We start from the raw sequence: 20,218 nt of genomic DNA, 5'->3' as shown, positions 1-20,218 counted from the left end.
GGGTTGGGGATGATGAGGTCAGAAACGATACGCCAACATCAATTTGATATTGCGCCCAGGGCCTTGCAGCGCAGAAAGATACGGCTGATAGTCTTCGTCGAGGAGGTTGTCTACGGCCAGATTCAGACTGGGACCCTGTCCCTGTCTTGACGCCGGGTTCCAGCTCAACCACAGATCGTAAAGCTGGTAAGCATCCGAGGGGGTGCCGCTTGCCGGCACCCGATTCTGCGCCGCTACCAGCCGCGCACGCGCGCCGAAATCGATGTCCCGCTGCGGCATCTGCATCCCAGCCTGCAGCGTCCACTGATCCGGCTCGATGGCTGACAAAGGTTCGCCGGTGTGGCGATCCTCACCACGAGTTTGACCATAGCTCGCAGTCGCGAACCAGCGCGGCGCCTGGTAACGCGCTTCGACTTCAAAGCCCTCCAACTGGGCTGAGCCGACATTGACAAAGCCGGTCACGCCGCCACGCCCCAGATTGCCCGGCACCGGGTGCATGCTGAAGTCAACGATCTGGTCGATGAAGTCATCGACATCGTTGCGAAACATCGCCACGCGCAGATCGCCACGATCCCCCGGTGTCAGCAAGCCGTCGCGGTGCAGCCGCAGGCCCAGTTCCTTGTTGTAGGCTTTTTCGGGTTTGAGGCTCGGGTTGGGAATGAACAGATTTTCACAGCCTGGCCCGCAGGTGAAATGCACCCCCGAGACGAACAGTTCGCTGATCGAGGGCGCGCGGAAGGCCTCGTTGTAAAGCGCTTGTAGGGACAGCCAATCGGTCAGCGCGAAATGGACGCTGAATTTCATCGACAGTGCGCTGTCTTCGTTATCGGCGATGTCCGCAGCATCGGTTTCGCTGCGATAGTTGTCCCAGCGCAATCCCGGGATCAAGGTCCAGCGCTCGCCAAGCCGGATTTCATCCTGTAGATAGAAGCCCACCACCTCGGTGCGGCCATCCGGGTAGCTGTCGCGCGCCTTACCGTCACGCTCCGCCTCGGCGCGGTTACGGTAGGCATCCAGCCCCATGGTCAAGACTTGTGACCAGGGACCATCGCCGCCCAGCACCGCGCGATTGCGCAGATCGAGCCCCAGGGTCTCGAAGTCGGTCTGGTCGTGGCGCCTGTCAAACAGCCGGCGCTCGTCGATATCGGTGTGATTGCGATACAGCAGCAGCGACGGCTGTAGCCAGGTATGGAGCGGCTCCTCGCGTGTGTAGCGCAGCGCGACATGCGACTGGCGGGTGGTGCGATCGACCAGATTATCCTCTGTGGCCTCGGTCTGCGGATTCGACGGCACCTCGCCGTCGATGTCTCCGGCGAGGACACTGACGCCAAAACGGTTGCGTCCATCTGGGCTCCAGTTGACCTTGCCCAGCCCGGACAGCTCGCGGAATCCCGAATGCGCCAAATCCGAGCCATCGCCGAGGCGCATGTTGGAGGCTTCGCGGCCAGTCAGGCTCAGTAGGGCGTCTAGTCCATGATCATTGACGCCATAGACGGTCGCACTGCCAAGCCATTGGCCGTTGCCATCTTGGTAGCCGGTCTTGACGCGCGCGCCCAGCGACTGGCCAGGTGCCAGCAACTCGGTGCCATCCAAGGTTTCCAATGCGATTACGCCGCCAAGCGCACCGCTGCCCCACAGCGCCGAGGCCGGGCCACGTACCACATCGACTTGGCGCAGCAGCTCCGGATCGATGAACAGGGGCGCATTATGGGCACGACCGAAATCCTGACGAGCGCCATCAAGCAACAACAATAGCCGCTCATCGCTCAGACCACGCACCGTAATCTGCTGACCGATGCCACGCGGCCCGCCACCGACTGCGACATTGGGCAGACCTTCGAGTACCCCACCCAGATCGCTGGGCTGAAACCGCTCGAACTGCGCGCGCGTCACGACACTGACCGATTCCGGCAGGGATTCGACGGCGCGCTCGCTCTTGGTGGCGGTGACGGTGAGGGTTGGCAAGATGGCTGGGGAATCGGTCTCGGCCCGTGCCGGGCCGAGCAGCACGCTTAACCAGACACTAATACCGAGGTTGAACAACCAGCGCGGCATCCTATGCCGCCGGATTTGGCCAAACATGCGCAATGGGTCAAAATTCAAGAGTGGATCAACACGGAACATGGCTGCATCTCCCAAAAAATACCCAAGCAACCAGCCAGCTCGGAGACGCCGGCGGTTGCATTGGGCCAATACCACAACGAGAAGAAACCAAGGCACCTCTTTTACTGTTCGTTACACGTCTTAATGCGCACGCTGTGCGGTCGCATCAGGCGCGCAAGCGTATCCAGCACCTCGCCGGTCGGGCAAAGCAGGCGACACCACAGCATGGGAATCCAGGCGCTCACTCGCAGAATCAAAAAGAGCGCCAGCAGAAACCACAACGACCCGCTGTCGAAGCCAAACAGATCGGGAAACAACTCGAATCCACGCCAGCGCTCGAAACCGGCAAGAATCCCGACTATCAAGACCAGAGTCAGCAGTTGGCGCAGCTGGCGCATGCGCCGGTGCGACAGCGGCCAGCGGCTCAGGCGTGAGCCGCGATCCCAGCGCGCGACCAACCGTTGTGCCTGCCCGAACGGACAGATGTGCTGACAATAGGTGTTGTCATCCCAGATCGCGCCCAGCAGCACCAGAACCAGGTAGAGAGTGGCGAAGGCCGACAGGGTGACGCCAAAAAAGGGCTGCATCAGCGTGATATAGGTGAATGCGTCGTTGAGCATCAGCCCGAGAACACCGATCGCCAGTAGCCCGTGCAGCCGCCAGTCAGCGCCACTGAGTGGCCAGCGTCGTTGCCACGCCAGCACAAAGAGCCCAAGCAACAGCAGCGCATGGCCGATCCAATCGCGCGACAGCCGCGCCACGACCGCGAAGCTGCGGGGCGGCGCCGCCAGATAGTCGCCGAGCGGTTCCTCGGCGGCGGCAACCAACTCGGTCAGCCCTGCGGCCAGGGCGCGGGAGGTCAGGGTCGCGCCGCTAACCGCGTCGACCCGATGCTCGGCCCGGTCGACCGGCAATCCGCTGAAATGCGCATAAAAGCCGGCCGCCTCGACCTGGCGCAGATAGCTCGGCGTCTCACGGGAATCCAGATGCACCAGCCTGCGGATACGGCCCTGCTCATCAAGATACACGCCGAGCTTGATTGGGCCGGCGAACCCCCGGACGCTGCTCTCGAGCGCGACATTGTCCAGATACAGGCCGCGATAGCGCCCCTGCAGATCGCGGCGTTCGACAACGATGAGCTGTGCGCCCGGGCGCAGCTCCAAGCGATACGCATCGGGTTCGTGTGCGTGGGCTCGGGCCAGCAATGCCGCACCCGCAGCGTCTGAGAGCACCGGATCATTGCGCGCATCCACCGCCAACCCGAAGGGGGCCGGTGCTGGCAGCGACTGCCCCAGCAGCCCATAGCCATCGCCACGCCAGGTCGGATCCTCGGTCATGCCATGCGCGGCGATGAAGCCGGTATCGCACCCAGAACCCTCGCGTGCGTCGAGCAGACAGGGCGCTTGATGCGCGGGATCGGCCAGATGTATGCGTGGCCGCGGATCCTCACGGCGTTCGGTGGCCTGCAACCCGAAACCAATGAGTGCGGCAGCAAGGACTACAGTGGCGAGCCAGCGCCGCCATAACCAAACCGCCCGAGGCCTGCCGATCATCGCCGTTGTCATTCGGATGTGGCGCTGAAACGCGCTCGTTTAGGACTTTGCGAGTGTTTGCTGGACAATATCGAGAATCCAGCGATGCAGATTCTCGTCCGGCAGAATGGCGTCGTGCCGATAGAGGATGTCCTCGGAGCGCGGGCTCTGCTCCACGGCCGCGCCGATAATGTCGTCTTGGAACATGGGGTCATAGGCCACCAGCAATGGCAACACGGCGACCTTAGGCTCCAACTCGAACACCTGCTCAATGGCGCGCAGCGTCGGCTCGGGCGCGTAATCGACCAAATGGCCACACCAAGCGTAGGCGACGGTATCGATGCCGACCTTGATCTTGAGCGCGCGCCCGAGCTCGCTCATCAACTCCTCCCACTGCTGGTTGTAGCGTGCATCGCCGTAGGCCACCAGCACCACGCCGGTGTCCTCGGGTTGTTCGACCAGCTGTTCGGCGCGGGCCGCTACGTTGTCCTTAAGTAGGGTGGTGAAATCCAGCGTCGGCACCAGGGTGACGCGCGCCTTGGGTCGATAGACCTCGATTTCTTCCTCAGCCAGGCGTTTGACGGTGTCCGGATTGGACTGCATACCGACGATGGTCGGAATATCGTTAAGCGAGTGGGAACTGACCGTCAGGAAGATCGGCACCAGGATGACGTTCTCGTAGCCCTCGCGATCAAAGGCCTTGAGCTGGGTGGCGATGGACGGCTCGTTGTATTCCATGAAAGCGGTGCGCACGCCTTCCACGCCGGGCATCTCCAACAGAGGTTCGCGTACCGCCTGCTCGACGTCGAGCAGCATTTGCCGCCAGCGCTTGGAATGCGAGCCGTGACTGATCAGCAGCACGCCTGTCCGGCCGGTCGCTTCCGCATCCCGCGATGCGCGGTTCGGGGCGCTGGCCGCGTCTTGGGAGCAGCCCATCGGCACAATCGCCAGTGTGCTAAGCGACAGCAAGACAATGAGCCGAATCATCAGGTTATGAAACATGCGGAGACTCCTAAGCCGGTCATAAGCGCGAGCGCTAATGCAAAACTAAATGAGAGAGAATCTCATTATTGTCTCCGAGACGACCGCCGCTGTCAACGGCTTCACCATGAATCTATCTAATGCGATTGCGATATATTCGTATCCGCAATATTCTGGTTACCGATGTCTTCACTTTTGTTTCGTAGCAGGGGAATCCTTCGCATGATATTTCGCATTCCAGTGTTTTTCGTCCTACTTGTCTTGCTGATGTGTGGCGCGCAACTCGCGGCAGCTCAGAACGCGCCGCCGTCCAGTGTGGCTTCTGAGCCCGGAAATGCGCGTTTTCGTGTTGACGAGCTGGTGGCCTTGCCCCATCCGATGCGGCTGATCAAACAGCATCCCGAACGCTATCAATTATTGCCAGAACAGTATGATCGTCTACAAAAAGAGATCATTGCGGTCTATCCCCCGCAGATGCATCAGCGCAAACGAGAAGCTTGGCAACTGGAGCGCCAGATTCGCTATGCCGTCCTCGAGAAGAATGCAACCGCCGAGGCTTTGAGCGCGCAACTGGACGAGCTCTCGCGGATCAAGCGCCAGATCACCGATTTGCATATCGCCGCACTGCGGGTTTTCCGAGCCATTTTGACGTCGGACCAATTCCAGCGTCTGGTCGAAGACGGCGGCTTCGGCGCCCGTTCACGGCCATAGGATTAAGGGGTTAGCACGGGCGCGCGCGACCGGCGCCCGGCATGGCCGCCTAGAAGGACAGGTTCAGCCCTAGGTAATAGCTCCGCCCGACCAATAACAAATCGTCATCACGCTCGTCGAACAGGTTTTCGATGCCGGCGCGAAGGTCGAGCTGACGGGTCAGGGGTTGCGACAGGCTGAGATTCCACAGGCCATAGTTCTTTTGCTCTCCCGAAGCGCTGTCAATGACGTCGAGGTTGTAGTCACCCCAAAGCGCTACATCCAGCCCCCAAGGCATGAAGGTGTAATCCAAGGTCGTCACGAACCGATGGAGGGGCCGATCCTCAAGGCGCTCGTCGGTGGTGTCGTCGCGGGCATCCAGGTACATGTACTCCAGTCCCAGGCTCAGATCGGCCAAGGCGGCCCAGTCGAAGCTGGCCTCAATGCCTTGCAGGGTGGCCTCACCGATGTTCTCATAGCGAAAGATCGGTTTACCGTCGGGGCGCTTGCCAATGCTCTCCTCGTCGATCAAGTCCTGAACCTTGTTGTAGAAGCCGCCAAGGCGTGCCGAAAATTCCCGATAGCGGCCTTCGATTGCGAGATCGAAGCTGTTGGAATGCTCGGGCCGCAGATCAGGATTGCCGCGGCGGCTGACGCTGGCGCTATCGACATCCACATACAGATCGCGCATCGTCGGCACTCGATATCCTTGGGCGAAGCGTGCCTTGACCCGCAGGGAGCGCTCGTCCTCTTGCAACAGCTGATAGACCCCGCCGATGTTTGCGGTCACGCGGCTATCGAATTGATCCGAGGCGTCGTAACGCGCCCCCAGGGTGAGGTCGAGTCGCGGCGACAGCTGCCATTGATCCTGCATGAACAACGCCCAGTAGTCGATGGACGCCTTGGACACCGGCTTGCTCAGGCCGCCACGACGAGCGATACCGACCTCGTCCTCGGTGCGAAACGTGGTTCCCTTGAAGTCTTCCACTCGGTATTCGCCGCCGAGGATGAGCCAGTGTCGCGCCAGCGGTGCCCAGCCGTAGTGTGCGTCGATGGCGGTCTTCTCCACCCGGACCTGGTCGAAATTCTTGAGCGTGGCGGCATTTTCCATCCGCATGCTGCGGTCCTTGTCGAGACGCGAGTTATAGAGCTGGATGCGACCGTCATCCGCCGCGCCCTGGTAACGCAGGTCAAGCGCGAAGTCGCGGCGACGGTTGTTGTCGTCCCAGCGCTGACGCGCCGACGACCCACTTCCTTGCCCGCCCGAGCCCTGACCCGAGCCCTGACCCGAACCGCCGCCAAGGGCATAGAAATAGCTGTCGGCATCGAACTGCGAAACTGAGGCCAGCACACGCCAGTCATCGGTGATCGACCAGTCGAGGCTCAGTCTGCCGTCCTGAAAGCGCTCGGCGTCCCTGGCCGAGGCTCCGGAGTCCAGCTCCACCGTCGGCTGATCGATGAGGGTTCCCGACAGCGACAGCGCGAGTTGATCGTTTACCGCCCAGGCGCCGTAGACATCTCCTTCGCATCCATGACTGCCGTCGAGTTCAATGCGATCGCACCGGGTGCGCACCTCAAGCTGGTTACGCTCTGGACGGCGGGTGACGATGTTGATCACACCGCCTAGGGCATCGGCGCCGTAAAGGGTACTACCGGGACCGCGTAGAATTTCAACCCGTTCCACATTCGCCAGGGTCACTCGATCCAGCGCGAACTTCTGCGATGGCTCATCGGCAAGCCGCCGTCCATCAATGAGGATCAGCGACTGCTCATTGCTGAAGCCGCGAATGGACACAGTATCGCGGGTTCCGCGTTTGCTCAGATTGACGCCCTGCGCCAGCTCCAGCAAGTCCCCGAGGCGCTGAGCGTCCGTGCGCTCAATGATGTCGCGACCCATCACCTGCACCGCGCCAGGGATGCGCTCCAATTCAGTTTCGACACGGGTGGCAGTGACACTGATCGGTGCAAGAACTACTTCCGCTTCCGCGCTACCCAGCGAACCGACGCCAGGTAACTGGGTTGGATCGGATCCTGCGACATGGGTGTCGGCGACTGCCGCCGCCCCCGCTGTCATCAAGAGGGTCGCCGCGAGGGACGCGACCGCCGCCAGCATGTCCGCCGATGAATTTGACCGATGCCTGGTATCTCGGTTTGTCAGTTGGTGCCGTTCGACTCGGTGTCTCGGGGTCAATTCTGGATTCATTCGCGAAACAAATTGGTAAACGGAAAGCATCAAGCGACATCCTATATGATCACATCCAGATGCTAAAGCTAACGCGAATGATTCTTATATATAAATGAGGATTGTCAATTCAAAGCGCATCCTGACGCTCGTGCATAGACCGTTTGCCACGCGCCAAACTCGTGCGGCAACACCCCACCGTCGCAAGAAAAGATGGATTCGCGGCAACAACTTTGCGATGATTTCTTCATCGGGTTTTCTTGTGCCCCGAAGCAACGTAGAGTCTGCTGGCGGAATCAGCAAGGAACACCTTCGTTTTTCTGCTCGACGAGGAATCCGAGATGACCGATTCGCATGCAGCACATCCAGAAGACCTCGACCGAAAACCGGCATTCGCACAGCCGGCGGTGCCCGACGGCGGCAACGACAACCCGGCGCAACCGCAGCCTATTGAGCCCGAACCTCCGGCGCCGGAGGCCCCCGCCGAGCCTCCGGTGCCGGCTGCGCAGTTGCCAGCCGACAGCAACGCATCGACACCGGTACCGGCACCCGACCCCGACCCGCCGGTCGATCGATCCGCTTGGGGCGCACGGCTGAGCTCGGGCTGGGCCAGACTGGTCTACCTCATCGCCCTGGTCGCCAGCGTGCTTACCATCGTCGCCTATGTCGAGATCAAGCTCGACGACGGTGCCATCGACACGTCCCAGATTCGCGCCCAGTTGTTGGCATCGGTCGATGACACCTACGACGCCCAGAAGGCCGCCGCCGAGGCGGTCACGGGCGACTGGCAGGTGCGCGAGCGCCGGCTCGAGGCCGCGAAAGCCCAGCGCGATGCCCAGCTTGCGCGCATCGACGACCTGGCCGAGGAATTCCAGCGCATTGCCACCGGCCCCGAGGCCGAGAGCATCGCCAAGTCCCTTGCCCGCATCCTGCAAGAGCAAGGCCCGGGCGCGGCCCTGGACTATATCGAGACCAAGCGCGGCGGCATCGTCGCGCGCATCCGCAAGCGGCGAGCGGCCAACCGCACCCGCGACCGCGAAGAGCTGGAGCCGCTGCTCGCCAGTGCCGGACTCTATGCCGCCGAGGCCGAGGCGCAGCCGGCCCGCGCGCTCTACGCCGAAGTCGTCGCGCTCGCGCCGGACTGGCCCGAGGCACTGGACGCCCACCGCTGGTTTCTGATTGATCAGGGCGACCTCGCCGTGATCCGCGGCACGCTCGATCCCGCCGAGCGGGATTTCGCCTTGGCCCGGCGGCGCGTGGATGCGTTGATCGCGCTTGAGCCCGACGAGCCGCGCTGGCAACGCAACCTCGGGCTCTGTCTCAATCGCACCGGCGACCTCAAGGTCACGCGCGGCGACCTCGACGGGGCGCAGCAGGACTTCGAGCGCTCGCTGGCCATCGCCGAGCGCCTGGCCGCCGCCGAGCCTGGCAATGCCGGCTGGCAGCGCGATCTGTCGGTGAGCCTGAACAAGCTCGGCGACCTCAAGGTCACGCGCGGCGACCTCGACGGGGCGCAGCAGGACTTCGAGCGCTCGCTGGCCATCGCCGAGCGCCTGGCCGCCGCCGAGCCCGGCAATACCGGCTGGCAGCGCGATCTGTCGGTGAGCCTGATCAAGCTCGGTGAGCTCAAGGTCACGCGCGGCGACCTCGACGGGGCGCAGCAGGACTTCGAGCGCGCGCTGGCCATCCGCGAACGCCTGGCCGCCGCCGAGCCCGGCAATGCCGGCTGGCAGCGCGATCTGTCGGTGAGCCTGATCAAGCTCGGCGAGCTCAAGGTCACGCGCGGCGACCTCGACGGGGCGCAGCAGGACTTCGAGCGCGCGCTGGCCATCCTTGAGCGCCTGGCTGCGGCCGAGCCCGGCCATGCCGAGTGGCAGCGGGAGCTGTCGGTGAGCCTGGACAAGCTCGGTGACCTCAAGGTCACGCGCGGCGACCTCGACGGGGCGCAGCAGGACTTCGAGCGCTCGCTGGCCATCCGCGAGCGCCTGGCCGCCGCCGAGCCTGGCAATGCCGGCTGGCAGCGCGATCTGTCGGTGAGCCTGGACAAGCTCGGCGACCTCAAGGTCACGCGCGGCGACCTCGACGGGGCGCAGCAGGACTTCGAGCGCGATCTGGCCATCGCCGAGCGCCTGGCCGCCGCCGAGCCCGGCCATGCCGGCTGGCAGCGCGATCTCGCCGTCTCCCATTTCAAGCTCGGACGGGTTGCTGATGCTCGCGACGACGAGCCGGCGCTGGTCCGGCATTGGGGCGCCATGTTGGCGCTCTTCGATGCCCTCGATCGGGCCGGGCTGTACATCACTGCATCTGACCGCGCGGGATTGCTGGCCATCCGCGCGCGGGTGGAGGCGGTCTCAGCCGCAACGCCCGCGCAGGACGACCCTGCGGCGTCCGAAGGAGGGAATTGATCCGATCGCGCAACGCCCGGACAGAAACGGCCTGTCCATCTGCTGCGCCGGCCTTCAGCGGTTGTTGCCACTGGAAGATTGAGGAGCGAAAAATCCCATGTTCATCTCTGTTTCGAGACTCTTTGGCCGTATCTCCGGGGCCGCTGTAGTGCTGCTACCAGCGCTGGCCGTCGCGGTCGGAAATCCAGCTGCTCCCGCCCCTCGGGAACCCGGCTTTGTCCTCACTGCCATCCAATTCGACGGCGGCAATCCGCTGCCGGAGGACGGCGTTGATGTGCTCATCGAGCCCTTTCTGGGCCAATGGACCACGCTGGCCGATGTCGAGGAGCTGCGCTACCGGCTGACCAAGCACTATGTCGATCAGGGCTATCTCAACAGCGGCGTGGTGTTGGTGCCCAATCAAGACCTGAGCGATGGTGTGCTGCGCGTTCAGGTCATCGCCGGCACCCTCGCTGAGGTGCGCGTGACTGGACAAGGGCGGCTGAATCCCGCCTATGTCAGCCGGCGGATTCATCCCGATCCCGAGGCGACCTTCAACCGCTTTGAGCTGCAAGAGCGCTTTCAGTTGCTGCTGCAAGACCCGCTGATCGAGCAACTTCAGGGCGGCCTGCAACCGGGCGACGGACCCGGTGTGGCGGTGCTCGATCTGGCCGTCACCCCGGCCCGGCCCTGGGAGCTGTATCTGCGCACCGACAATGCCCGCCCGCCGAGCACCGGGGCCGTGCGTGCCTATGTTGGCGGCACTCTGCGCAATCTGACCGGCTGGGGCGATGCGCTGGATCTGTACATCGGCCAGAGCTTCGAGGGCCAGGGTCGGGAGGGCGCTATTGATTGGTCGATTCCGCTCAACGCGCGCGGCACCCGCGTTTCCATCGGCTATAAGCGCAGCGACGCGCCGCTGATCGAGGAAACCTTGCGCGAGCTGAACATCCAGAGCGAAACCCAGCGCGCCGAGATCGCGCTGTCCCACGAGCTGTGGCACAACCTGCAAAGCAGCCTGGAGCTTGGACTGATGCTGAGCTGGGCGGAAAACAAAACCACCCTGCTCGGGAAGCCGTTCGACTTCTCACCCGGCTCGGTCTCGGGTGAGAGTCGCGTCAGTGCCGCGCGCTTGCTCACCAATTACGCCCGCCGCTCCGATCGCCAGGCGTTGGCGCTTTACTCCCAGTTCAGCCTGGGGCTGGATGCGATGGACGCGACCATGCACGATTTCGGCTGGCCCGATAGCGACTTCTTCAGTTGGCGTGGGCAGGCGCAGTATGTGCGCCGCCTGAGCGACAAGGGCGCACAATTGATTCTGCGCGGCGCCGCCCAACTGTCCGGCGACATCCTACTACCGCTGGAGCGTTTTTCGGTCGGCGGTATGTACACCGTCAGGGGCTATCGCGAGAACACCCTGGTCGGTGATCAGGGCTATGCCGCCACGATCGAAGCCCGTTACCCGATCTGGCAGGGGCAGGGCTTTGCACAGACTGAACAAGTGCTGCAACTGGCCGTCTTTTCCGATGTCGGCAGCGCCTGGGATCATGCCAGCTTCCGCAAGCGCCAGACCATTGCCTCGGTGGGGCTCGGTCTGCTGTGGTCGCTTGATGAGCGCCTGCGTGCCAAGTTCTACTATGGCTATGCGCTCGAAGACATCATCGAAGCCAACGAAGACGATCTGCAAGACCGTGGCTTCAACTTTTTGGTGCAAGCGGACTTTTAACTGCGGGACTTTTAACTGCGCCGATCGGCTGAGAGTCTTAAGCTTATGAGAAATTTCGCCCTTCGCCCTCTGATCCGAACCCTGTTGCTCGCCGCGCTGGCCAGCGTCCCCCTGCTCGCCAGCAGCAACAGCTGCGAACCGCACGCCAGCACCGATGCCCACGCCGCCAAGCCCGATGCGCGCCAGACCTCGGCCATTCGCCAGTGGTCGGCGCAAATCGACCAGCGCGACAGCCCGGCCGCTGAGCGCATCGCGGCACGGCTTCACCGCGCGGAAAGCTATCGGAGCCTGGCCCACTACCGCCAAGCCAAGACCGATTACACCGCCGCACTGGAACTGGCCGAGGCGCATGGCCTGGACCTGCAAGCGGCTATTGCCACCCTGGGTCTTGGCGAAGTGGCACTGGCCCAGCACAACAACAGCGCGGCGGCCTCCTGGCTTGATCAGGCCACCCGTCAAGCGCGCGCGCTCGACAAGCCGACGCTGATCGCTGCTAGTGCCAATGCACTGGGCAACCTGAAACTGGCCCAGGGCCAGAAGTCGGCCGCCGCCGATGACTATCGCGCCGCCCTTGCCGCCGCCCGGCGCGCCAGCGATGCGGGGCTGGTTGCCAGCGCGCGGGTCAATCTGGCCGCCGTGGCCGGCTCCCAGAGCGCCAAGCGGCGTGCACTGAACGCGGCCTACCAGGAAGCCAGCGCACTGCCCGCCGGTCGCGAGAGCGTGCGACTGCTGCTGCGGATCGCCTATCTGGCCCAAGAGGGCGGCTCGGGCAGCGCTCGGGCACTGGCACGCAAGAGCCTAACCGCAGCGGCTGAACGGGCACAAACAGCCGGATTGCAGCGCGAGCGTGCCGAGGCCATTGGACAGTTTGCCGCGCTGGCGGATAACGGCTCACGCCAGGCCCGCAATCTGTTGCTACAGGCCTTGCAGCTGGCGCCCATTGATGCCTATGACCTGCGCTACCAATGGGAATGGCAACTTGCGCGCAGCTTCGAGTCCGTCGGGGATCGTCGCCACGCGCTGGCCGCCTATCGCCGCGCCGTGGGGCATCTGGAGAAGATTCGCGGCGAGATTCCGGTCGAATACGCCGAGGGGCGTTCCTCGTTCCGCGAAACCCTGGAGCCGCTTTATCTGGGACTGTCCGACCTTTTGCTGCAAGAAGCCGCTGCAACGGCCAATGCGGGCACCAAACAGCAACTGCTGCGCGAGGCGCGCAACAACCTGGAGCAACTCAAGGTTGACGAGCTGCGGGATTATTTCCGCGATGCTTGCATTCAGCCGCTGCGTAACCAGGTCGATACTCTAGACCGGCACACAGCCGTGCTCTACCCGGTGCTCTTTCCTGATCGTCTGGAGCTGATTCTGAGCGCCGCCGACCAGATGATGCAGAAAACCCTGCCGATTGCGCGCGATCAGGTCGAACTGGCGGCCCAGATTCTGGCACTCAAGCTACGCTACGATCAGCCCATCGAGCCTGAAGCACAGGAACTCTATGACTGGCTGATTGCACCCTTCGCGCCAACCCTGCGTCAGCACCGCATCGACACCCTGGTTTTTGTACCGGATGGAGCCCTGCGCACCGTGCCCGTTGCGGTGCTGCGCAGCCCGAGCGGCTATCTGATTGAGGACTATGCGGTTGCCACCACGCTCGGCCTGCAACTCTTGCAGCCCAAAGCCTTCAAACAGGCGCGTCCCAAGACCCTGATTGCCGGCGTCAGTCGCCCCGGCCCGGTCGTTGATGAACTACCGGACTGGTGGGTCGGAGCTATGGTGCAACAGCATCGCCGCGCGCTCAGGCGCGGTGTCGAGGACAGCGCACGCGGGGCTTCGGTACCAGTGCAGGGGCGTGGCGGTGCAGCAGGCCAGACGCCAGCGCGGATTCCGCGCGCTGCGCGCCAGGAGATGATTGAGGCTCTATCCCTGCCGGGTGTGGAGGCGGAAATCGATACGCTAGCGACGGAAACCGCCTCGGAGGTCCTGCGCAATCAGGACTTCTTGCTGCACCGCTTTGTTGATGAAGTCGAGCAAAATCCCTATCGCATTGTGCATATCGCTTCCCACGGCCTGTTCCAGGGCCCGCCAGAAGAGAATTTTATCGTTACCTATGACCACAAACTCGATATGGCCCGCTTGGCGGCGGCGCTGAAACCGCGCGAGCTCGACAGCAGTCCGATTGAAATCCTGGTGCTGAGTGCCTGCCAGACCGCCGAGGGCGATGACCGCACCCCGCTTGGACTCAGCGGTGTTGCGTTGCAATCCGGCGCCCGCAGTGCCCTGGGTTCCCTGTGGCCAGTCGGCGATGCCGCCACCCAACAGCTAATGGCAAATTTCTATGCGCAGCTGGCCGAGGGCAAGTTCAGCAAGGCGCGTGCCCTGCAGCAGGCCCAGCAGGAGATGATTCACAGTGGCAGATACGCCAAGCCCAGTGATTGGAGTGCTTTTATTCTGGTGGGGAATTGGCTGTAGGTAAGGGCTTCTTGCTCAGGACCAGCCACAGCTGGGAGATGAGGTAATGCTGTGCGCTGTCCTGAGCGTATCAGCGTCGCTTAGTAGCCGCCTTTGCGATGCACTTCCGGCAGGCCAGCGATCTTGGTGCCCTGTTTGGTGGGAGCAAGCGGGAAGAGTTTATAGACGTCTTTGCTGCTCGGCTTGGAACCCCATTTTTTGCCGATGTCCTTGAGCAGTGCGCGCTCCATGGGCTGGTTTTGGTTGTTGTTGATGTATTCATCACGCAGGTAGTGGATGATGTCCCAGTGCTTGTCGGTCAGCTCAATACCTTCGATCTCAGCAAGTTTGTTGGCGACATCTTCATTCCAGTCGGTGTAATTGACCAGAAAGCCGCTTTCGGTAGTTTCGATGCTGGTGCCATTGACCTCGATTGCCATGTCGATGATCCTCGTTTGTTGTTATGGCCCGGCGACAAGCGGTCACCGTGGCGGTTGCAATAAAATGGGTTGCTCGGTCGCATGGTGCGCGGCCGTTGGCCGGCCATCATATTCAATGTTTGCCATGTCGTCACTATGGTCAGCCTTGGGTGGGGCCGACGGCGTCAATGCCTTTGTGCGGAATAAACAAGCCGCAGCCGAGTTCGCGATGGGGGCCGAGGCCCTGTTCCTGCAAGCGCCGGGATTCCTCCAGGCTCAGATTGGCCAGCATCAGGCTGCGAGTGGACAGGGCACCGCTTGCGGTGCGCACAGGTACAGTTTTGCCACACAAAGCCTTGCGGATTTTAATCTGTTGTTCGGCCAGCGCGGTGGCGGCCCATTCCAGAAAGGCCGCTTCGCTGTTATCTGCGTCTGCGTCTGCATGAGTATTTTGGGGGCCGCAAACATGGCGCGCGAACAGGGTAGTTTCGCGGCTGAGGGGGCGTTCCTTGCCGGTTCCCAGCTGTAGGGCATGACCGGCGATGTCGAACGCCTGATGCTCCAGGGCGGCGCGGAGTTCCGGCACGCGCAGCTTGGGCACGCGGATGCCAAGTTTGGTGCGGCGCGACAGCATCAGGGGCTGACCGGCTTCAGCCTCGGGGCGTTGCCAGCCGTTCTGTGAGCCGGCGACATGAATGCTGTGAATGCCGCCGCGACAGGAGGCCTCGGTGAGCCAGGGGACGGCGCTCAGCAGCGCGGCAGCCAGAGGTTCAGCATGATCGACCGGCAGCGAGCGACATTGCAGTGAGAACAGCACATCAACGACGGCGTCCGTGACGGGCGCGGCGGGTTCGGGGCTGTCTTCCTGCCAGAAGTTCTGAGTCATTGCGATACGGTTCCTGAGTCGATTTATGCGTTCAGCGGCAGTTGCGATTGCAGCGCCTCGCGGTCAAACCACCAGTCATCCTGCACCAGCACATCGACGATGTTGCGCAGGCGCACCAGAAATTTGTCCGGTTCGCGCAGCTCCAGGCGGTCGCGCCAGGCATCAAAGGCGTCCTGACTTTCGATCTGGCTGTGGCGGCGGGCGACTTCGCCGAGTTGTTGGGAGGCGAAGAACATCAGGTTTTCGCGTTGGGTTCCCTGGGCGCGCACGTCGGCCAGAAACAGCGCTGTGGTTGCGGCGACGGCGGCGCCATCGGCATCGTCCGGGGTTTCTTCAATCACGTGGCTGAGCAATTCGACCGACAGATCCGGGTCGATGGGGCAGGTGACCGCTAGCCAGATGCCCTGGCCGAGGGCGGCTAGGGATTGCGGCTGTTCGGCACGGAAGAGCACTTCGCAGCAATCGGCGGCGGATTCGAAATCCTGGGCTTGAATCAGGCTGTCGAGTGCGGCGCGGGCGAGGGGCCAGGCCTCGGCGCCGCGTTCCAGACTGACCAGGGTGCGGGCCATTTGCAGCTTTAGCTCTGCACGTTCTTCGGCGCTGGCCTGGTTGCGCGCCAAGTCGCGTTCCTGGTCCTGAAGCGCGCTGAGATGGCTTTCGAGTGCGGCAATTTCGGCGGAGTTGGACCGAACGGAGTCGGCGGCGGTGTCGGCCAGAGACGATTGAGTGAGATCGATAAAATTCATCAGTCTTGCGCGAGAAATCCCGTCCTTCAGGGCGGGGAGGGATAGCGCACCGCGCGCAGCGCGGTTAGCTGACCTGTCTCGCTTCCTCCGTTAAGGTTGGGGTGAATGAATAGTCATAGCCATCAGCGCGTTGCAGCACCTGGCAATAGCGGTGTGAAATCCCTTGGATCACACCCTGCGTGGTCTGGATGTTGAAGGAGCCTGTTTTGCGCACTGCGACCCGTCCCACATGGCTTCCAGCTTTCTTGCCGTTCGGCACTTCAGCGATCACCCGATCTCCGGTCTGGAAGGTCAGTTCACCAAGCCACAGCACATGCGCCTCACGGCACACCTCGCCCGTGTCGGGGTCAATACGCTCAAGGTCGCGCACCAGTGCAATCCCTGTGGTCTTGCTGCCCGGATCGAGCGATAGGCGCAGCGGCTGAGTCTCACCGCCGATGCGGTCTTTCAGGCGGATCTTGAAGGGGTGCAATCGCACCACCACCGCCCGCCGGCGCTTCAATAGCAACCGCGCCCGCTTTTCTGAGCAGGGCATCAACGGACGTTTCTGTTTGTCGAGGACGAAGACAGCCATTTCAATTTCTGCCCTTACGGGCCTGGTGACGGAGCCTTGCGGCTCGCTCCCCTCGGGAAGGTCTGCAACCGGCTCCTGCCTGGCGGCAGCGATCAGAATCTTCGGCGCTTTGCCTTTCGCCCGCATGATCCTGATCTTCCAGGGTCCGGAACTGAGGAAGCATCCCGGAGTGGGTCTTGATGACCTGTTGCAAACGCAGCGGGTTTTCACCGCTTTCCCTGGTCAACCGAGCTCTTTCAAGCTCCGGCCTTCAGGCCGGGGTAGTTGACAAGGTCTCCTTAGCGCACCAGTCCGCTGAAGGCTGCTTCGAGGCGGTCTTCCCAGTTCTCCGGGGTATCCGGAAAGGGTGGTTTCACATCCATGCGGAAGAAGCGCTCGCCGTCGCGGGCGATGTTCTGAATGATGGGGACCAGCTCGTCGAAGCCTTCCAGCTCTTGATTGGCCACGAGAATTTCGCTCAGTTTTAGCATGAGGTTCAGACTCCCGGTGGTGTGGGTCCAAGCGGACCGCTCATAATGTGATGCAACCGGCATACAGCGGGCGTGAACCGGCTTTTGCATGTACGGCTGCGCTGTGGGGCAAGATGCAGTCGCCGTGCAGCGAATACAACAAGGCGCCTGGATTGCCGGAGGGCCAGCGGAGCTTGGGGCTGACTATATCAGTACATTCGAATATTAGAGAATTTTGACATTCGTCGGGGACACCGCTAGTATCGCCAGCCACTCATGACGTTGAAGCGGCGGCGCCTGGCAGCGGAAGTCGCGCCGGTGCGCCCGCACCCCGAGGCTTTTAAGGATTGTAACTATCCCCAAAGGGATAGACCGGGAGGGGATAGCCCCTCCTAAAGGTGGAATAGCCCCAGCGCTGTGCTCGGACTAAAGTAGCGGCTGATGGGAGCGGATGAGCCGGTCGATCTTACGGCCTCGGGCCTCATGCGCCGATGCTGGCTGCGGACACAATCAAGCAGGCCGCTGCGACCCTTCGGATTTTTTCTGTATTCGGGAGAATTTGCGCTATGGCAATTGAAAAGCACCACACCCCGATGCTCGACCAGCTCGAGAGCGGACCCTGGCCGAGCTTCATCTCCGGCATTAAGCGGCTGCGTGACGAGCATCCGGAAGCGCGCATCAATGAGATGACCAATGACCTGCTGGGTCAGTTGGAACATTCCTATGAGACTCGCAAGGGCTACTGGAAGGGCGGCACGGTGTCGGTCTTCGGATATGGCGGCGGCATTATTCCGCGCTTCTCTGAAGTCGGTGGTGCCTTCCCGAAGTCCAAGGAATTTCATACCTTGCGCGTGCAACCGCCAGCGGGTAATCACTACAGCACCAAGATGCTGCGCCAACTGGCCGACAGCTGGGAAAAGCATGGCTCCGGGCTGGTGACCTTCCATGGTCAGACCGGCAATATCATGTTCATCGGTGCCGATACCCCGGCCACCCAGCACTTTTTCGATGAAGTCAACGAGTATGGCTGGGACCTCGGCGGCGCTGGCCCTTGCGTACGTACCGCCATGTCTTGCGTGGGTTCGGCACGTTGCGAGATGTCCTGCACCAATGAGCTGAAGTCTCATCGCATGTTGGTCAATAACTTCGTTGATGACGTGCATCGCCCGGCGCTGCCTTACAAGTTCAAGTTCAAGGTGTCCGGCTGTCCGAACGACTGTCAGAATGCCATTGAGCGCTCTGACTTCGCGGTAATCGGGACCTGGCGCGATGACATGAAGGTCGATCAGGATGAGGTCAAGAAGTACGTGAAGACCAAGGGTCGTCAGTACATCATTGATAACGTCATCACTCGCTGTCCGACCAATGCGCTGTCGCTGAATGACGATGACTCCTTTACGATCAACAATCGCGATTGCGTGCGCTGCATGCACTGTCTGAACGTCATGCCCAAGGCGTTGCATCCCGGCGACGACAAGGGTGTCACCATCCTGATCGGTGGCAAGCGCACCCTGAAGATCGGCGATCTGATGGGAACCGTGCTGGTGCCCTTCAAGAAGCTCGAGACCGAGGAAGACTACGAGAGCATGGTCGAGCTGGCTGAGACCATCATTGATTTCTGGGCTGAGAACGGTCTGGAGCATGAGCGCTGCGGTGAGATGATTGAGCGCATTGGTCTGGCCAACTTCCTGGATGGTATCGGGATTGAAGCCGATCCGAACATGCTGGCCCATCCGCGCCAGAGCTCCTACATCCGCCTCGACGGCTGGGATGAGGCGGCAGAAGAGTGGTTCGAGCGTCAGGCTGAACAGCGCGCCGCTGGTTGAACCAAGCGATCTAGCACATGGCAGGCTGTTGGGTCTTGACCGGACAGCCTGCGGTGACCGAAATCACAAGAGTCCCCGAGGCGGGGCTCACGCCAACGAACTGGAGGAAAGTCGATGGCTGCTAAAGATATGCGTGAGCCGATCGAATCCGGCTGTCCCGATCCCTGGCAATACATGCATCCTTCGATGCGTAAGAATTTCGGCCAGTGGAAATATCACGAGCATCCTCGTCCTGGTGTGCTGCGTCATGTGGCTTACAGTGGTGACGAAATCTGGACGGTCAAGGCCGGCACCCAGCGTATTCTGGATGTTTTTAGCCTGCGTAAGCTGTGCGATATTGGCGATGAATTTGCCGATGGCTTTGTGCACTTCACCCTGAGATCCAACATCGAGTACATGGTGACCGAGGAAGCTCGGGTTCAGCCCTTGATTGATGCACTGGAGCAGGCGGGCTTCGTAGTGGGCGGGACGCAAAATACCGTCGCCATGATCTCCCATACCCAGGGTTGGCTGCACTGCGACATTCCCGGCACCGACGCCTCCGGCGTGGTTAAGTCGATGATGGACGAGCTCATTGATGAGTTCCGCAACGCTACCATGCCCAACCGGGTGCATATCACCACCAGCTGCTGTCAGATCAACTGCGGCGGCCAGGGCGATATTGCCATCAATATCCAGCACACCAAGCCGCCAAAGATCAACCATGATCTGGTGGCTAATGTCTGCGAACGCCCGTCAGTAGTGGCGCGTTGTCCGGTGGCGGCCATTCGCCCGGCCATGGTCAACGGCAAGCCGTCGCTGGAAGTCGATGAGCGCAAGTGCATCTGCTGCGGTGCCTGCTATCCGCCTTGTCCGCCGATGCAGATCAATGATGCCGAGCACTCCAAGCTGGCCATTTGGGTCGGTGGTAACCACTCCAATGCGCGTGGCAAGCCGACCTTCCAGAAGCTGGTGGCCGCCGGTATCCCCAACAACCCGCCACGCTGGCCCGAGGCCACTGCGATCGTCAAGCGTATCCTCAAAGCCTATAAAGAAGGCGCGCGTGACTGGGAGCGGGTCAACGAGTGGATTGAGCGGATTGGCTGGCCGCGGTTCTTCGAGGAAGTGGATTTGCCCTTCACCAAGTATCACATCGATACCTGGCGTGGATCGCGCAGCAGCTTCAACGCCTCGACGTACATCCGTTTCTGAGTTGCCAACCCGCCCCAACGGCTTGCTAACCAGGTCCGGCGCTGGCCTTACGCCCAAAGCCGGGAAGCCGGACCTGGCTTATCC

General features: G+C 62.0%; 15 protein-coding genes. 6 read left to right on the top strand and 9 right to left on the bottom strand.

Annotation, left to right across the window (positions count from 1 at the left end):
• Positions 1-18: 18 nt before the first annotated feature.
• The 3 genes from CKO36_RS05250 to CKO36_RS05240 all read right to left on the bottom strand — a co-directional run bounded on the left by CKO36_RS05250 (position 19) and on the right by CKO36_RS05240 (position 4,637).
• On the bottom strand, positions 19-2,055 hold the full coding sequence (locus CKO36_RS05250) for a TonB-dependent hemoglobin/transferrin/lactoferrin family receptor (RefSeq protein ID WP_200281516.1): 2,037 nt from the start codon (positions 2,053-2,055) through the stop codon (positions 19-21).
• 170 nt (positions 2,056-2,225) lie between these two features.
• Positions 2,226-3,656 (bottom strand): FMN-binding protein, encoded by a 1,431-nt coding sequence (locus CKO36_RS05245; protein WP_200281514.1) that lies wholly within the window; start codon positions 3,654-3,656, stop codon positions 2,226-2,228.
• 39 nt (positions 3,657-3,695) lie between these two features.
• Entirely contained in the window at positions 3,696-4,637 is a 942-nt protein-coding gene (locus CKO36_RS05240; protein ID WP_242469400.1) for a sirohydrochlorin chelatase, read from the bottom strand.
• Positions 4,638-4,838: 201 nt separating this feature from the next.
• Between CKO36_RS05240 and CKO36_RS05235 the strand changes: the two genes are divergently transcribed.
• The gene (locus CKO36_RS05235; RefSeq protein ID WP_200281511.1) at positions 4,839-5,327 is read left to right on the top strand and encodes a hypothetical protein; all 489 of its coding nucleotides are present in this window, start codon (positions 4,839-4,841) and stop codon (positions 5,325-5,327) included.
• 49 nt (positions 5,328-5,376) lie between these two features.
• On the opposite strand, the gene CKO36_RS05230 is transcribed toward CKO36_RS05235, so the two are convergent.
• A complete protein-coding gene (locus tag CKO36_RS05230; protein WP_200281509.1) occupies positions 5,377-7,380 on the bottom strand; it encodes a TonB-dependent receptor plug domain-containing protein in 2,004 nt (667 codons plus the stop codon).
• 449 nt (positions 7,381-7,829) lie between these two features.
• Here CKO36_RS05230 and CKO36_RS05225 point away from each other — a divergent pair, with 449 nt between their 5' ends.
• From CKO36_RS05225 to CKO36_RS05215, 3 genes are all read left to right on the top strand, one after another.
• Entirely contained in the window at positions 7,830-9,893 is a 2,064-nt protein-coding gene (locus CKO36_RS05225) for a tetratricopeptide repeat protein (RefSeq protein WP_200281506.1), read from the top strand.
• 97 nt (positions 9,894-9,990) lie between these two features.
• Positions 9,991-11,598: a ShlB/FhaC/HecB family hemolysin secretion/activation protein gene (locus tag CKO36_RS05220; RefSeq protein WP_200281503.1), complete on the top strand. Its 1,608-nt coding sequence runs from the start codon at positions 9,991-9,993 to the stop codon at positions 11,596-11,598.
• Positions 11,599-11,643: 45 nt separating this feature from the next.
• Complete coding sequence (locus CKO36_RS05215) at positions 11,644-14,064, top strand: CHAT domain-containing protein (RefSeq protein WP_200281500.1); 2,421 nt, start codon at positions 11,644-11,646, stop codon at positions 14,062-14,064.
• 80 nt (positions 14,065-14,144) lie between these two features.
• On the opposite strand, the gene CKO36_RS05210 is transcribed toward CKO36_RS05215, so the two are convergent.
• The 5 genes from CKO36_RS05210 to CKO36_RS05190 all read right to left on the bottom strand — a co-directional run bounded on the left by CKO36_RS05210 (position 14,145) and on the right by CKO36_RS05190 (position 17,138).
• Entirely contained in the window at positions 14,145-14,483 is a 339-nt protein-coding gene (locus CKO36_RS05210; protein WP_200281497.1) for a TusE/DsrC/DsvC family sulfur relay protein, read from the bottom strand.
• Between the two features lie 139 nt (positions 14,484-14,622).
• Positions 14,623-15,348: a type I-MYXAN CRISPR-associated protein Cas6/Cmx6 gene (gene cas6 / locus CKO36_RS05205; RefSeq protein ID WP_200281494.1), complete on the bottom strand. Its 726-nt coding sequence runs from the start codon at positions 15,346-15,348 to the stop codon at positions 14,623-14,625.
• Positions 15,349-15,371: 23 nt separating this feature from the next.
• Positions 15,372-16,094, bottom strand: a complete 723-nt coding sequence (locus tag CKO36_RS05200) for a hypothetical protein (protein WP_200281491.1) — start codon at positions 16,092-16,094, stop codon at positions 15,372-15,374.
• A 64-nt stretch (positions 16,095-16,158) separates the two neighbouring features.
• Positions 16,159-16,668 carry an RRXRR domain-containing protein gene (locus CKO36_RS05195; RefSeq protein WP_200281488.1) on the bottom strand — a complete coding sequence of 170 codons (510 nt, stop codon included), beginning with the start codon at positions 16,666-16,668 and terminating at the stop codon, positions 16,159-16,161.
• A 278-nt stretch (positions 16,669-16,946) separates the two neighbouring features.
• Positions 16,947-17,138, bottom strand: coding sequence for a sulfur relay protein DsrC (locus tag CKO36_RS05190; protein ID WP_200281485.1), 192 nt, complete (start codon positions 17,136-17,138; stop codon positions 16,947-16,949).
• Positions 17,139-17,683: 545 nt separating this feature from the next.
• Between CKO36_RS05190 and dsrA the strand changes: the two genes are divergently transcribed.
• Both dsrA and dsrB read left to right on the top strand, forming a co-directional pair.
• Entirely contained in the window at positions 17,684-18,943 is a 1,260-nt protein-coding gene (gene dsrA / locus CKO36_RS05185; RefSeq protein WP_200281483.1) for a dissimilatory-type sulfite reductase subunit alpha, read from the top strand.
• A 114-nt stretch (positions 18,944-19,057) separates the two neighbouring features.
• A complete protein-coding gene (dsrB, locus tag CKO36_RS05180; RefSeq protein ID WP_200281481.1) occupies positions 19,058-20,134 on the top strand; it encodes a dissimilatory-type sulfite reductase subunit beta in 1,077 nt (358 codons plus the stop codon).
• Positions 20,135-20,218 lie beyond the last annotated feature (84 nt).

Origin of the sequence: Rhabdochromatium marinum (genome assembly GCF_016583795.1) — a bacterium.
GTDB lineage: Bacteria > Pseudomonadota > Gammaproteobacteria > Chromatiales > Chromatiaceae > Rhabdochromatium > Rhabdochromatium marinum.
Note: the sequence above shows the minus strand (reverse complement) of the source record. Positions and strands in the feature narration are given on the sequence as shown.